A 13,842-nucleotide genomic window follows, 5' to 3' on the forward strand; every position below is an offset into this window, starting at 1 on the left:
TATTTATCTACAATGAGTACTAATATGGTAAATATTCTTTTAAAATCATATGAATAGATTGATTTTTAGATGAATTAATGTGTGATTCTATAAAACTCAGAAAGTTGATTTTGATCACATTTAAAAGAGGTGTTTGTGCAAAGTCCGATAACATTAGAAGCGCTACATATCCTTGATGCCATAGAAAGGCGCGGAAGTTTTGCCGCCGCGGCCAATGAGCTTGATAGGGCGCCATCCTCGCTCAGCTATCAGATCCAGAAGTTGGAGCAAGAGCTGGACATCATGATCTTTGATCGATCCGGTCATAAGGCAAACTTTACCGAGGCGGGACGTTTGATCTTGGAGCGAGGGCGAACGATCCTTGGTGCGACTGAAAAGTTAGTCAATGACGCCACGTTAATGGCGAACGGATGGGAGTTGGACATCACGATTGCTTACGATGGCATTATCTCAGTAAACCACTTTTTCCCTTTAGTCGAAGCGCTGGGCAACGTGAGCAAAACGAGAGTCAGGTTACAAGAAGAAATCTTAGCGGGGTGTTGGGAAGCCTTACAATCTGGACGAGCCGACTTGTTAGTCTGTCCCGCACTGGACGTGGTTCCTCACGATGTAAAAACCGAATTGATTGGCAAGATGTCGATGATTTGGGTAGCCGCGGCAAACCACTATATTCACAATCGAAGTGGGCAGTTTGATGACACCGTGAGAGAAAAACACCGCATCATTGCCATTGCCGATACGGCCCGTGAGCAGCCAGCGCTAAGCGTCAACGTGATCCAAAAGCAACCACGTTTAACCGTAACCAATCTGCAAGCAAAGATCGATGCCTTGATTGCAGGGTTAGGCATTGGCACTTTACCCAGCAGCATGGCGATACCGTTAATTGAACAAGGTTTTCTGAAAGAGATCTCCGGCAGTGACACTAAGACGATGAACATTGTGCTCGGTTGGAAACGCAATCAAATGGGTGAAGCCAAGTCGTGGTGTATTCAGCATTTGAAAAAGCACTGGAAGTTGAAAGAAGCGGGAGAGCGGCAAATCTTCTCCCGCATCTAAGCCTTTAAGAGCTAGGCTTTTTTAAGGATTGAGTGGCAACACCATGTCTGCAGTGCCATCTTCAAAATGGACATCAAGCGCAAAGCCCATTTTCTGTGCCAGCATCAACATACCTCGGTTGGTTGGCATAGTGATGCCTGTCATACGCTGAGTACCTTTTGCACGGCAATAGTCGATGATCTTCGTCATCAATACATTGCCGAGCCCTTTACCTTTTAGATCCGAACGGATCAAAATGGCAAATTCCGCTTCGGTATTTTCAGGATTGATCAACGCACGTGATACGCCGATGATCCTCGCTTCACCCTCACTAAAGGAGATAGCGACAAAGGCCATTTCCCGGTCATAGTCGATTTGGGTTAAGTTAGCCAGCGCTTCGTGATTGAACTCTCCGACATCGCTAAAAAACCGTTTATAAAGGTCTTCTTTGGAGACTTTACTGATAAAGTCCGCATGTTGCGGTTCATCCTCCGGCAAGATAGGGCGCAGCAAAACCACTTCACCATCTTTAAGTATCACTGTCTCAACGAATTCGGCGGGAAAAGGGCGAATAGCAAGACGCTCCTGGCCATTGCCAGCATGATGTTCTAAGGTCAAATCGGCGTCTAAGATAGTAAAGTGTTCACCATTTGCCAAAACGGGATGGATATCCAACTCTTTGATTTGTGGCAGTTCAACCACCATTTGAGAGATCCTAACTAAAAATTTCGCCAGCCCTAACACATCCATTGGCTCCGGCAGTTTCTGCAAGCGAATATGGCCTTCTTTGATGGCTCGAACTATCAAGTATCTTGCCAAGCTCATGTTCAGCGGTGGAAGCGCAGCGGAGGCATCACGGGACTCGCTCCATTCAGAACCTCCTTGGCCAAGCAAAATAACCGGTCCAAAGACTTTATCTGTGATCACTTTGACGCGAATTTCTTCTCCGCCAGCCAGCTTTGCCATACCTTGCACCAACAAACCATGAATTCTCGCCGCCGGGTAGGAGAGCTTGGTGCGGTCTAAAATAGCGTCAGCCGCGGAAGCCACTTCTTGACTATTGCGTAGATTGAGCATGACGCCTTGCACATCCGATTTATGGGCAATATCAGGAGAGCGTAGTTTAACCGCTACAGGGTAACCAATCTGCTCGGCAATATGTACGGCTTCACTGGTGTCTCCTGCAATCCAAGTTGGCAGTACGTCGAAATTAAACAGCTTTAGCAGCGTTCCGAGTTGATGCGTGTCTAAACTGACCTGCGTTTTTTCACTTAGCTGTTGCTCAACCCACTCTTTAGCGGCATTTACGTCTGCAATATGTAAAGGCTCCGCAGTGGTAGGCGTTTCCATCAGTTGTTTCTGGTTTCTGCGGTACTCGACGAGGTGCATGAATGCGACCACGGCACTTTCTGGCGTTCTATAAGTTGGGATGCCGGCCTTAGTAAAAAGTAACCTAGCCGGTTTGGCTGTCTGTTCACCTGACCAATTAGTTAGAATATTAAAGCGCTTGTGGCGAGGGTGTGCTTTGATCGCAGCAATAATCGCTTCGGCTGTTTCGACGGAATCTGAGACCGCTGAAGGACTGTGCATGATCAGCAGCGCATCAGCGCAGTCGCTATCTAAAATGGCATTGATCGTTTTGACGTAACGCCCCTTGTCTGCGTCGCCCACCACATCGATAGGGTTGGAACGAGACCAGCTAGTCGGAAGAATGGATGAAAGTAAGTTACTGATATCTTCAGGTAAGGTCGCCAACTGACCGCCTCGCTCAAGCAGCGTATCGACCGCCATCAAAGCAGGCCCTGCGCCATTGGTAATAATCGCAAGCCGCTCGCCACGTAAGGGAACAGAATGCGTCAAGGTTTCAACCGCCGCGAAAAGTTCATGCGTGTTGTGTACGCGCAACATACCACTGCGCCTGATGGCGGAATCGTAAACAATATCTAACGTATCAGCACTGGGTTTATTTAGTGCACGTCTTCCATGCGGTGAGCGACCCCCTTTGAGCACAAGGATGCGTCGGTTACGCGAAGCGGCTCGCGCGGCGGACATAAAGCGCCGCGCATCAGTGATTGAATCGAGATAGAGCAGAATGGCATCTGTTTTACTGTCGGTACTAAAGTAATCAAGCAGTTCGTCAAAGTCGATATCCAATCCATTGCCGACAGAAACAAACGCAGAAAAGCCGATCTCTTTATCATTTGCCCAGTCTAAAACGGTCGTGCATACCGCCGCTGATTGAGAAACAAAGGCAATTTTGCCCGGCTTTGCTGTCGATGGAGAGAAAGACGCGTTGAACTTTTGCCAAGGTAAGATAAGCCCAAGACTATTTGGGCCGAGAATTCTCATCTGATGTTCTCTGGCGATGGCTAAGCACGCGTCGGCGACCGATGCCTCTTCATGATGGGGGTAATCCGTATCTGAAGCGAGGACAATGACAAACTCGGTGCCTGCTTCGGCTAACTGCTTAAAAATCTCCACGTTCCGTTCAGAGCGGGTACAGAGAATCGCGACATCAGCCGCAAATGGCAGCGAAGCCACTGAAGAGTAGGCCAACACGCCCGCCACCGAGCGATATTTGGGCGTCACTGGCATAATTGCGCCTTCGAAGCCACTTTGTAGCAGATTCTTCATGACGATGTTGCCTGCACTTAAGTTACGTTGTGACGCTCCAATAACGGCAATCGACGTTGGTTTAAATAACTTTTGTAGCTTGTTCACCCACATCTCTCCTAAAAAGCTTAAGAAGCCAGATCAATAACATGATAAACAAAAATAACCTGAGTGAAACTTACCCAAGTACAACTATGCTTACTAAATCGGTGAGTGGTGGACACTTTGTGTTGCAAATCACATGTTAAAACCAGTTTATGCGGATAGACGCTTGATTCTCATCTACGCTATCGGCATGATTTACAGTAAATTTGTATAGAGCTGAGCCATTCCATGAAAAAAGTTGCAATCGTTACCTTGTCTGTGTTGCTTTCTGCTTGTTCATCCGGAGATTACGTCACCAATGTAACCTCAGAAAGCCACCGTGAAGAGTTTAAAATGGATACCATTCCTGAGCCATTAATGACCCAACAGGATGTGGTTCAAGAGACAAATCTGCCTCAGCCTGTGGTGAAAGTTGAAACTCCGGTTGAAGAAAAAGCCGTTGTCAAACTCAGCCCGCAAACCGAACGCCCCAAAGCGGTAAAAATTGTTCCACCAAGCCAAAAACAACGTGATCAGTTACAACGTTTCGGCTACACCATTCAGGTGATGGCTGTTGGTACGCAATCGAAGGTAGACTACTTTGCCTCGCGTTTGCCCAAAAATGAACAACCGATTTGGGAAAACTACAAGGTCGTCAATGGGACTAAATGGTTTACTATTTTGTACGGCGATTTCGCCACCAGTACTGAGGCTAAAAAAGCCATTGCCAATCTTCCTCAAGAGTTTAAAGACCTAAAACCTTTCGTGAAGAGCATCGACTCGATCAAAAACTCGGACTACCCAACGCTGAATAAATTAAATTAACTCAGGGTTCAAGGAGCCAGCCCTGTTATGGCTCCTTTGCCTAACAAATACGCACTTAAGCTTGTCTCATTAACTATTGCCGATAAATAACTGTACCTATCACGTTATATCGCTATCATTGAGTAAGCATGTCCTTTATCACGGATCAGATTATTCAAATGAAGAGAAATATCCTACTTCTATGTGGCGGAGGCTCATCAGAGCATGAGATTTCGCTGCTTTCAGCCGGCTTTCTTGAGCAGCAATTGAACCTCATTGAAGGGATAAACGTTTGCAAAGTTGAAATCAAAAATGAAGGTTGGTTTGATCAGCAAGGCAATCTAGTTTACCTAGATATCCACACCAATAGCATTAAAAGCGACTATGCTAGCGATGTCATCAAGATTGACTTCATCGTGCCTTGTATCCATGGTTATCCTGGTGAGACAGGAGATATCCAATCTCTGTTTGAACTTGCCAATATTCCTTATTTCGGTTGTGGTCCAGAAGCGAGTAGCAATAGTTTTAATAAAATCACGTCAAAGCTTTGGTATGATGCCATCGGCATTCCCAATACTCCGTACCTCTTTTTGACTAAAAATGATCAGACTGCCCATTTAAAAAGTGCCGAAGCTTTTACAAAGTGGGGGAAGGTGTTTGTCAAAGCGGCGAGACAAGGCTCTTCTGTGGGATGTTACAGCGTGACTAAACAGGAAGAACTCGACGAAGCGATCGACAAAGCGTTTACTTTCTCTCATCAAGTCCTCGTTGAAAAAGCGGTTAAACCACGTGAGCTTGAAGTCGCAGCTTACGAAATGAACGGCGAACTGTATATTTCAAAACCCGGTGAAATCATCGCACCTGCAGGTTCATTTTATAGCTATGATGAGAAATACAGTGCTAGCAGCCATTCTTTGACCGAAGTAGAAGCAACAAATTTAACTCAAAAACAACTCGATACCATTCGTGAATGCAGTGAGAAAGTATTTAGACAGATGAACCTGCGCCACCTGTCTCGGATTGACTTCTTTTTAACAGAAGAGGGAGAGATCTACCTTAATGAAGTGAATACATTCCCTGGTATGACTCCTATCTCGATGTTCCCTAAGATGTTGCAGCACAACGGTCATCGGTTCCATGACTATCTTGCAGACTGCATTGAGCGTTCAATCACAGCTTAATCCCACGGTTTTATTATTTTAAACTTCAGCATTTCTTGCTGTGTCATGCCTTGACGTCCCGCGTACTGATAAGGCATGGCAGGGCTAAGCCAGCGCCCAAAGTCTTGTATTTCTTTAATGTTCATCCCTTGAGTACGCAGTTGCTCTACCGCACCAATACGCCCAGATTGGCCTGAAAAAGTCTCATCCAATCCCAATCGTTTCCCTGCATTTTGCATGATTCTAAATATCGAAGAATCATCAAGTTGGCTTGAGGACAGGTTACCGTGTTTGTCAATCGCGGCAAAAAGGTAATGAGCATCGGCAGGTAAACGTTCTAGCCAACGCTGACAGGCTAGGCTACTTAGCTCGCTCAAGTGGTAAGCGCTATCACCAACCGTAATGGAAACTGTACCGCCAGTTTTCCGCACAGATTCCAATCGTAGTGCTTTTAACTCTGAACGTTTTGCGGCGCACTCAAACATAATTGAGTAGATAGCACAATCGCGGATGTCTTTGTTGTTCTTACTTTTCAATAAAGTGGAATGCAATAGAGCAAGGTGCTCTTTGGTAAATGCAATAGCTTGAACAGGGCTTGTGTCTTTTTCTAAGCGCAATACATTCAGTGATAATTGAATCGTGCGATGTGAGGTTGGGTTAGCCAATGAGAGTAGTTGGTGAATTAGGCCAATATGAACACATGAACGTCGGATCGATGAATATTTTCTCTCCCTTGCTTCGGTTTCAATAAAGCGCCGCATGGCAATGATAGAGCAGGGTAGTATGGTTATTTTTGCTTGGTTGCAAAAATCTAGGTACCGACTCCAGTCATTTTGTATGGCGAGTAGCGAATTTTTGGCATACTTGAATTGGGTAAACTGATTGAAAAACTCCAGATCGGGCCTTTGGCTCAATCGTTCGATAAGCCCTTTGACTTCAGTGGTATCTGTATATGCATAAAGGTTTTTTTTCATTTTAGTGCACTATAACACGTTAATATAAGCATTTTATACTTGCTAAGCGCCTGATTACAATTATCATTAATCTAAGACTTAATTAATAGATGATTCAGTTACATGGCTATATCAAATTACCGTGGTTTTAACTTAAAGTCTGCTGGTAATGACACCAGTGTCTGGCAGGTAAGAATAAAGAATCATGTTCTTCAGGGGAGCTTGAGCGCCGTCAAGAAGAGCATTGACTGGTGGTGTGACACTGCATCCATCATTGACCCTCGAGAGTTTGCATCTTTAGATAGGAAGCTAGAATCCGGAACACCTCAAGCAGAAAATTTTAATGGTTTTTCCATTAAAAATGACACTGGCGAACCAAACGCTTGGTATTGTCTTTTTAATGGTAAACTCATTAAGGGTTCAAAAGCGGCTATTCAACGCCACATTGAGGCCTATTTGATTGCAAAACAGAAAGCAGAACAGCAACAGAAGAAATAGTTATGACTCTTGTATATTCCACAGAGACAGGCCGAATTAAGCAAGATGAGCCTAAAGCACAACGCCCCAAAGGTGATGGCATTGTACGCATTCAGCGTGAAACTAAAGGCCGGAAAGGCAAAGGGGTCTGTGTAGTTACAGGGCTAGATCTTGATGATGCACCTCTTAAACTACTTGCAGCTGAGCTGAAGAAAACCTGCGGTTGTGGCGGCTCGGTCAAAGATGGAAACATTGAAATTCAGGGTGATGTTCGAGAGAAAATCAAATCATACCTAGAGAAAAAAGGCATGAAAGTTAAGCTAGCAGGCGGGTAGTACGTATCTACCTCGACAACCAATCAAACACAAGGAGCATAACGCTCCTTTTTTCTTTTTCAGCACAAAATGTTATTCAAACATTCCGCCACGTTGAACTTTAGCTGAAATGCTTGAACTTAATATAGAACAAAGCAAGCGCAGATTGTTTTGTTCTATATTATGGATTTTATGGTAAATCGGTTATGTTCAATAAAAGGTCAGTAGGACGTAAGGCGTAATAATTCAAACTCACCATATTTAACATAAGATATATAATACGAACTACGATAGCCAATTTTAACATTTCCCAATTCTGTCCGTTTTAGTTCCTAATTCCTCTTTATATTCAATCACATAAAACAATACATTGCATTGTAACGGCTTTTATCAATCTCCAAATACTAAGGCTGCGTTATGAAAAGAAAGGTACATATTGATCTCTTTTTCGAACTGATAGCCTTTAGCAATCGAAACCCCTCGCAGCAATCGAAATTAACCATTAATCACGATAATAATTTGAGAGGTTTGTCACATGGATTTTGAAGCCTTCAACGTCTTGTTTTGGCGAGTTTTCCCAACGATTCAGGCTGGCGCGGAGTTTTTCCACGTTCGGCCCGTCACGGTTCGACGTTGGCTCAACGGCTCCATTGCCATCAATCCGATGGCTGAAAAGCTCATCATCATTAAAGCGCTTGGCTATTTGCCTAACGATGTGCGCTGGCGCGGTTTTCGTATCGACGAAGAACGCGGCGTACTGATTACCCCAAGCGGGCGCGAGTTCAACCCTAAAGAGCTGGAATCCTTCGCGTACCAGAAAGACGAATACCGGGCGTTGCTAGAACGATACGGCCACCCGGAAAGCCCCAAGTATTACCCGGCTAAAGAAAACGTGCTGCCGTTTCGTGGCGGTCGCCGCATGACTGCCGCGCCTTGGATACCAAGCAAAGACAAGAACGCGCGCTAACATACCAAAACGGCCAGTTGACGGTTTGGTTGACGTTGAATGCGTCACTTTGTGAGCACCATCAAAAAAGGCCGCGTTATGCGGCCTTGTTTTCGAGTGCGGTAATTCGGTTATCCAGCTTTTCCAACGTGAGCTTAATCCAGGCGATATCGACGCGCAGTGCTACGACGGTTGCTAGACTGGACGCGGCCCCGGTAATGACCGCGACTAGGATTGTTTCCATTCTTTGCGCACCGTTTCCCATAACCCCAACACAAGGGGAACCGTTGTACCAATCAGCCCGCCCCATTGTACGCCCGCATCCGTCACGCTTGCCGTGATGAGTTCAGGACGGCCAAGGGCCAACGCGCCGCCCGCCGCGACCAGTGCCAAGCCTTTTTTTGTTGACGGCTCTTTTAATCGCTCTTTAATCCATTGTTTCATTGTTTACCCCTGACGTTTTTTTTCGTTATTTCGACGTTGATTAGCGTGTGATATTGCGGTTTGAGTTGCCCGCCCCGCTTGCCAAACAATTCATTGAGTAGCGGCTGATATTGCGGCACTTTCCACAACGTAAATTCGGCGTCCGGTGTCAGCCTGTTATCCTTGTCGAGATAAAAATCTCGAATCATCAACGGGGCCAGCTCGACGGGTTCCCATCCGTTGAGCCTCGCAAACAAATCACTCAGCGCTTGCCCGGCGCTTTGCGTATTGTCTGCCGCCCATTCGTTCAGGGACGCCGCCATTTTGCGGCGTAACATGACCACGGCCACGACGCCGACCGCAAGCCACCCTAGCCCGTTCATAGCTTGCCCGCCTGTTTTAACTTGCTGACGACATACGCGCCAAGCACCGCGCCGACGACGCTCACGCCGATATTGATTGCAATCATTTTGCCACTCATGCCAGCGCCACCCCTGCTTTTGCTTCATCCAGCGTGAACCACCCGCGCCCGACTTCCATCACGGACATGGCGAAAACAATCTCTGCTAACAGCACATCATTGGAGAGATCAACTTGCGCATCCGGTGAAATGCCGATTTGCCCGGCGACAAATTCCGCATAGTTATCACTGGCGTTTTCGTTCTTTGGCGCAAAGCGGTGAATGAGCTGGCGAATCGTGCTTAAGCCGTATTTGTTCTGATAGGTTCGCAGCGTTTTTGCCCCGGCTCTAAAGCCGTAGCGCGGCGCGCTGAACGTCTCGAAACGCTTATCCACCGACGGCGTGATTTTCCCTAGCCAATCGTTGTTTTTATTCTGCTCGATGTTGAGCGGGTTATTTGCGCGAACGCCGCGCGGTTTGGTTAAATCCATCAAATTTGATTTGCTGTTTTTGACCATGTAAATCACCACTGCTAATAATGATAAACTAATAATTTCTCGCATAAAAAGCGGCCTAAGTTGGCGTTCTGGTGAATTTTTCGAAGCCTAAAAACTCCACATCACATTTGATATCTGCTCTTACTTGAATCGGTCCCGTTCTTTGGCTCACCCAAAAAACCGGAAAAAACTCGTAATTAAAAACATTTTCACCAATAGAAATAGAAGGTGGCAAGAATAATTCCTCAGTATGATTAATTACAGAGAATTGATTTGCTCCACTATCTAAAACTAATGTGTTATATGCGTTAGTTAGCGGCAAGTTTGATAAGTACCCCAGCAAAAAACCCGTATCAAAATCAGGATTGCCACCATAACCCCCTTCAAACCAATAACTTAGCTGGTTGTTTGTGGATTTGCCCCCGAATAATGATATTGAACCATTTAAACTAACTTTTACTCTGGCGAATTCCATCACCGAATCTATTTTCCGTGATTTATTATATTCATCTATTAAGCTCAAGCGGTTATTATTCATAAAATCGCTTTGTGGCGTTTTTAGTTTATTGGCATTGACATTTAAAGCGCCTATTTTTCTATCTGCGTTAGCAAATCTTACAATATCGTCACGGTCGCCTTTTAAAATGTATGAATCCCAAACTTCCGGAGATGGGATATATCCATCTATGTTAAATTCTAATTCTTGTCTTAAAAAACCATTTAACGAATTACTTTGCAAACCAGCGACATGCTCTGCAAGGCGCATCACTTTATTTTCCGTACTGCCTTCGCCGACAATTTTTTTACTCTCAGACATGATTAATTCTCCAAAATGATCGCCGACTCTGTAGCGGCTCCGGTTAATACGATTTCGGCGGTTGTTTCTAACTCGATGGATTCACCCGCCGCCAAGGGCCAAACGCCCGCCAAAGTGACCAGCCCGGCATTGCCTACGGCGGCTTTAATTTTCACGCTCTTGCGTTCGGGGTTTGCGGGCAAGGTGTAAGGCATCACTTGAACGCTGGCATTTAAACTGCTCGATACGGCGACCGCCACCGATTGACCCGCCGCGATTTCAAGCGCTGGCATGGCCTCGACGTTGACCGACTGACCGGGCGCAACTTCAAGCGCGGGCATGGCTCCGACGTTGACCGTTTGACCCGCCGCAATTTCAAGCGCGGGCATGGCTCCAACGTTGACCGATTGACCCGCCGCGATTTGCAGCGCGGGCATGGCTCCGACGTTGACCGATTGACCCGCCGCGATTTGCAGCGCGGGCATGGCTCCAACGTTGACCGATTGACCCGCCGCGATTTGCAGCGCGGGCATGGCTCCAACGTTGACTGACTGACCCGCCGCGATTTGCAGCGCGGGCATGGCTCCAACGTTGACCGATTGACCCGCCGCAATTTCAAGCGCGGGCATGGCAGACACGGCCACTGTTTCACGTTGTGGCGGCACGTACTCACCAAAACCCGTTTTGATGCGGACTTCTCCGGCTTCGCCCTTGTTCTCAACCGTGATTAATCCGGACACGCGGTCGCCCTTAATTTGCGCGCCTTGCGTCAGCTCGTAATAACCGCCCGTTTGCGTGGTGATGAGCACTAAACCCGGTGATTTCTCAACGAAAAGAAAATCCCCTAGTGCGTTGAATTGTGCGCGCCCGGCGCTTTGCATGATTTGCTGAAAACTCATATATCGTTACCGTGTCACCATGTACGCCAAGCCGACCACCGCCGCCGCGCCAATGGCGATTTTTTTGGTAGATTCCGCGTCTTTTTGTTTCTCGTTTGCGCCGTTGTCTTGCTTAAACTTCGCCAGCTCCATCACCGCTTGCAGGTTCTCCGCATTTTGCGCGGCTTGACTGCCCGCAAGCCCCGCCATCATTGACAGGTTTTCGGAGTTGCTGGCGCTGTATTGCTTGAGCGCATCTTTGGAAAAATCGGCCACTTTTTGCGTGGCGTCTTTGGATAAATCGGCCACTTTTTGCGTGGCGTCTTTGGATAACTCAAACGCGCCCTTTGACACATCGCCCATTTGCTCTAATGCGTTATTGCTGACACTGCCGAGCGTGGTCATGGACAATTCCGCGAGGTTGCCCGCCGCCTCAATCGCGCCGTGGTCTGTCGCGGTCACGTTGAGCGTGGAGTTATTCACGCCACTGATTGCGGTTCCTAAGTTGTCGCCGCTAATGGCGTTTTGACCCGAGTTATTACTCGTTGTCGTGGTATTCTTTGAACTTGATTTGCCGCCCATTGTTTAGACTCTCATCACAAGCCCGGTGATTTTCCCGCTTTGTTGCTCTTGTGTGTTTAATCGCTTCACCAAACGCGCCAAGGCGGGAAAATACGTTTCCGCGCTGATACTCTTTAATCCCAATCGACGCACCACAGGCGCAAGCTCTTTGATTGCGTCAACCACACCGACCCCGGACACGCCCCACAGAAAATAGGAATCGCCGACAATTTCCCCGGCTATCGTGACGCGGTAACGGTCGCCCTGTATCTCGTACAGACTGACATTGCCCGCCGCTACCTCCGCTTTCAGTGCGTCGAAGTCGGCTGGACATTGGCGAAACGCGACGCGCAATCGTTCTAGTGCGCTCTCTGGCTCTGCCCTTGAAATCATTTCTTTTTCATCAGATACACCAACGCAATGACCACCGCGCCGATTAGCCACGGATTCACCCCAGTAGGGCTACCCATGCTAATACCGCCGACGCTTTGGCCGCTGTTATTGGTACTGGTTGCGGTTGACGGCCCCGCCTGCCCGCCAGTAATTGGCATTGAGCCGGAGTTCGTCAAACCGCCACTTAATGAACCTAACGACATAGATCACCTATTTCACGTGTTTGTAGGCAAGATAGCCGCCACCCAAGAGCGCCGCCCCTAGCAAGAGTTTTTTTGTAGAACTACCCGTAAAGTAGCCCGCACCAAACCCCGCCACGGCCCCGACTAGGGGATAAATGATAAAAGGCATGTATCCCCCTTATTTCTTGAGCGCGACAATAAACAAACCGATAACCAGCGCCCCGGCCATGCCATACATGAGGTATTTCTCGTTCATGGCTGGCGCGGGCGCAGTTTGTGGAACAGGTGCACCCGTAGGTTGTTGCACCTGTGTTTCAACGGGTTTTCGGTTCTCTTCTGGTGCGGCACTTTCGGCTTTTTTCGCGTTTTCGACTTTTGCGTCAGCGACACCGCTTGCGTATTTGCCCGCCGCGTCCCCGGCTTGTCCTACAAAATCCGTAAACGTTTCGCCGAGTGAATCCCATAGAGACATGGCTACCCCCTTACGCCGTGGCGGTTGGTAGCGCTTTGACTTGCTCTACAGCTTCAAAGATGACCGGAACCGCGCCCGGTTCGGTTTTGTCCAGCTCAAACGCCAATTGTTGGCTTGCTGCTGTATTGAGTACCCCGTCAGCCCCGAAGCCGTAGCGGGTAAAATCGACGCTGAACCAGCCCGCGTTTTGCTCTTGTCCGCACGCGGCAAGGTCATAGGCGTTATCGTGTTTTGTGGCGTTGTACTCTTCCACGTTGTCACGCAGAACACGGACGCGATCAATTGAGCTGTCTAGGAAGTGCGCGCGCTTGAGGTTTAAGAACGGGCTACGCTCTGCAAAGTCAAACGGGGTTCGGCCCGCCGCTGGCGCATTCCACGTTAATTCAAACAAGCGCGGCAAGTAGTAACGCTCTGACTGTGCGGGCAGAACGTGAGCACGTGCGCGAATGCTTGGCACCGCTGGCGCGTCTTGGCTTGGCGAAGATTTCAGCGTGATATAAACAAACCAGATTTCGCCTTTAAGCGTTACTAGGTCGGTTTGGCGTACGCCCACTTTTGTGCGGTATTCGGACTCGCCAAAATCGATCACATAGCGGCCCGGCTCTGCATAGGTCTTTTTGTGCTTTTGGATGTTGACGAAGGTTTGACCCGACGCGCGCATAATTGGTCGCCCGTTGAGTTGTACCTCAATGTTTTCGATGTCTGCCGGATTGGTGATGTTCGTCACCAGCTCCAAGCTGTGATAAGTCGGGCCAACAATCAGGCGAAGGTGTGCACGTTGGCCCCAGCCCACGCCCTCAAGTGGATCGAGCTCTTTGGCGCGTGGTGCAAATGGTGTGTTAATCAGTTCCATG

At 47.8% G+C, this 13,842-nt stretch carries 19 protein-coding genes; 6 read left to right on the top strand and 13 right to left on the bottom strand.

Annotation, left to right across the window (positions count from 1 at the left end):
- Positions 1–135 precede the first annotated feature (135 nt).
- Positions 136–1,056: a LysR family transcriptional regulator gene (locus EWA64_RS19080; protein ID WP_061894623.1), complete on the top strand. Its 921-nt coding sequence runs from the start codon at positions 136–138 to the stop codon at positions 1,054–1,056.
- A gap of 21 nt (positions 1,057–1,077) precedes the next feature.
- On the opposite strand, the gene EWA64_RS19085 is transcribed toward EWA64_RS19080, so the two are convergent.
- Entirely contained in the window at positions 1,078–3,756 is a 2,679-nt protein-coding gene (locus EWA64_RS19085) for a bifunctional acetate--CoA ligase family protein/GNAT family N-acetyltransferase (protein WP_061894685.1), read from the bottom strand.
- A gap of 225 nt (positions 3,757–3,981) precedes the next feature.
- Between EWA64_RS19085 and EWA64_RS19090 the strand changes: the two genes are divergently transcribed.
- A complete protein-coding gene (locus EWA64_RS19090; protein WP_061894622.1) occupies positions 3,982–4,557 on the top strand; it encodes an SPOR domain-containing protein in 576 nt (191 codons plus the stop codon).
- A 158-nt stretch (positions 4,558–4,715) separates the two neighbouring features.
- Entirely contained in the window at positions 4,716–5,717 is a 1,002-nt protein-coding gene (locus EWA64_RS19095) for a D-alanine--D-alanine ligase (RefSeq protein ID WP_061894684.1), read from the top strand.
- On the opposite strand, the gene EWA64_RS19100 is transcribed toward EWA64_RS19095, so the two are convergent.
- Positions 5,714–6,670: a tyrosine-type recombinase/integrase gene (locus tag EWA64_RS19100; protein WP_061894621.1), complete on the bottom strand. Its 957-nt coding sequence runs from the start codon at positions 6,668–6,670 to the stop codon at positions 5,714–5,716. The two genes, EWA64_RS19095 and EWA64_RS19100, sit on opposite strands and share 4 nt — an antisense overlap.
- 102 nt (positions 6,671–6,772) lie before the next feature.
- Between EWA64_RS19100 and EWA64_RS19105 the strand changes: the two genes are divergently transcribed.
- From EWA64_RS19105 to EWA64_RS19115, 3 genes are all read left to right on the top strand, one after another.
- Positions 6,773–7,147 (top strand): DUF3319 domain-containing protein, encoded by a 375-nt coding sequence (locus EWA64_RS19105; RefSeq protein WP_061894620.1) that lies wholly within the window; start codon positions 6,773–6,775, stop codon positions 7,145–7,147.
- A gap of 2 nt (positions 7,148–7,149) precedes the next feature.
- Positions 7,150–7,461: a stress response translation initiation inhibitor YciH gene (gene yciH / locus EWA64_RS19110; RefSeq protein WP_061894619.1), complete on the top strand. Its 312-nt coding sequence runs from the start codon at positions 7,150–7,152 to the stop codon at positions 7,459–7,461.
- Between the two features lie 514 nt (positions 7,462–7,975).
- Positions 7,976–8,407 (top strand): phage protein, encoded by a 432-nt coding sequence (locus EWA64_RS19115; protein WP_061894618.1) that lies wholly within the window; start codon positions 7,976–7,978, stop codon positions 8,405–8,407.
- A gap of 76 nt (positions 8,408–8,483) precedes the next feature.
- Here EWA64_RS19115 and EWA64_RS19120 read toward each other — a convergent pair whose 3' ends face one another.
- The 11 genes from EWA64_RS19120 to EWA64_RS19170 all read right to left on the bottom strand — a co-directional run bounded on the left by EWA64_RS19120 (position 8,484) and on the right by EWA64_RS19170 (position 13,841).
- The gene (locus tag EWA64_RS19120) at positions 8,484–8,630 is read right to left on the bottom strand and encodes a hypothetical protein (RefSeq protein WP_170320333.1); all 147 of its coding nucleotides are present in this window, start codon (positions 8,628–8,630) and stop codon (positions 8,484–8,486) included.
- Entirely contained in the window at positions 8,615–8,830 is a 216-nt protein-coding gene (locus tag EWA64_RS19125) for a hypothetical protein (RefSeq protein ID WP_061894617.1), read from the bottom strand. The genes EWA64_RS19120 and EWA64_RS19125 overlap by 16 nt, the downstream gene beginning before the upstream one ends.
- Positions 8,827–9,318: a hypothetical protein gene (locus tag EWA64_RS19130; protein ID WP_369435835.1), complete on the bottom strand. Its 492-nt coding sequence runs from the start codon at positions 9,316–9,318 to the stop codon at positions 8,827–8,829. The genes EWA64_RS19125 and EWA64_RS19130 overlap by 4 nt, the downstream gene beginning before the upstream one ends.
- Positions 9,287–9,727 carry a structural protein gene (locus tag EWA64_RS19135; RefSeq protein WP_061894683.1) on the bottom strand — a complete coding sequence of 147 codons (441 nt, stop codon included), beginning with the start codon at positions 9,725–9,727 and terminating at the stop codon, positions 9,287–9,289. The genes EWA64_RS19130 and EWA64_RS19135 overlap by 32 nt, the downstream gene beginning before the upstream one ends.
- Before the next feature lie 55 nt (positions 9,728–9,782).
- Entirely contained in the window at positions 9,783–10,523 is a 741-nt protein-coding gene (locus EWA64_RS19140; protein ID WP_061894615.1) for a hypothetical protein, read from the bottom strand.
- A 2-nt stretch (positions 10,524–10,525) separates the two neighbouring features.
- Entirely contained in the window at positions 10,526–11,401 is an 876-nt protein-coding gene (locus EWA64_RS19145; protein ID WP_369435836.1) for a hypothetical protein, read from the bottom strand.
- Positions 11,402–11,407: 6 nt separating this feature from the next.
- Positions 11,408–11,962: a hypothetical protein gene (locus EWA64_RS19150; RefSeq protein ID WP_061894613.1), complete on the bottom strand. Its 555-nt coding sequence runs from the start codon at positions 11,960–11,962 to the stop codon at positions 11,408–11,410.
- 3 nt (positions 11,963–11,965) lie between these two features.
- Positions 11,966–12,334: a hypothetical protein gene (locus EWA64_RS19155; protein WP_061894612.1), complete on the bottom strand. Its 369-nt coding sequence runs from the start codon at positions 12,332–12,334 to the stop codon at positions 11,966–11,968.
- Positions 12,331–12,537 carry a hypothetical protein gene (locus EWA64_RS19160; RefSeq protein WP_061894611.1) on the bottom strand — a complete coding sequence of 69 codons (207 nt, stop codon included), beginning with the start codon at positions 12,535–12,537 and terminating at the stop codon, positions 12,331–12,333. Before EWA64_RS19160 ends, EWA64_RS19155 begins: the two co-directional genes overlap by 4 nt.
- A 157-nt stretch (positions 12,538–12,694) precedes the next feature.
- On the bottom strand, positions 12,695–12,988 hold the full coding sequence (locus tag EWA64_RS19165) for a hypothetical protein (RefSeq protein ID WP_061894610.1): 294 nt from the start codon (positions 12,986–12,988) through the stop codon (positions 12,695–12,697).
- 10 nt (positions 12,989–12,998) lie between these two features.
- A complete protein-coding gene (locus tag EWA64_RS19170) occupies positions 12,999–13,841 on the bottom strand; it encodes a major capsid protein P2 (protein ID WP_061894609.1) in 843 nt (280 codons plus the stop codon).
- Position 13,842: the final 1 nt, after the last annotated feature.

It is taken from the genome of Vibrio cidicii, from assembly GCF_009665415.1.
Lineage (GTDB): Bacteria > Pseudomonadota > Gammaproteobacteria > Enterobacterales > Vibrionaceae > Vibrio > Vibrio cidicii.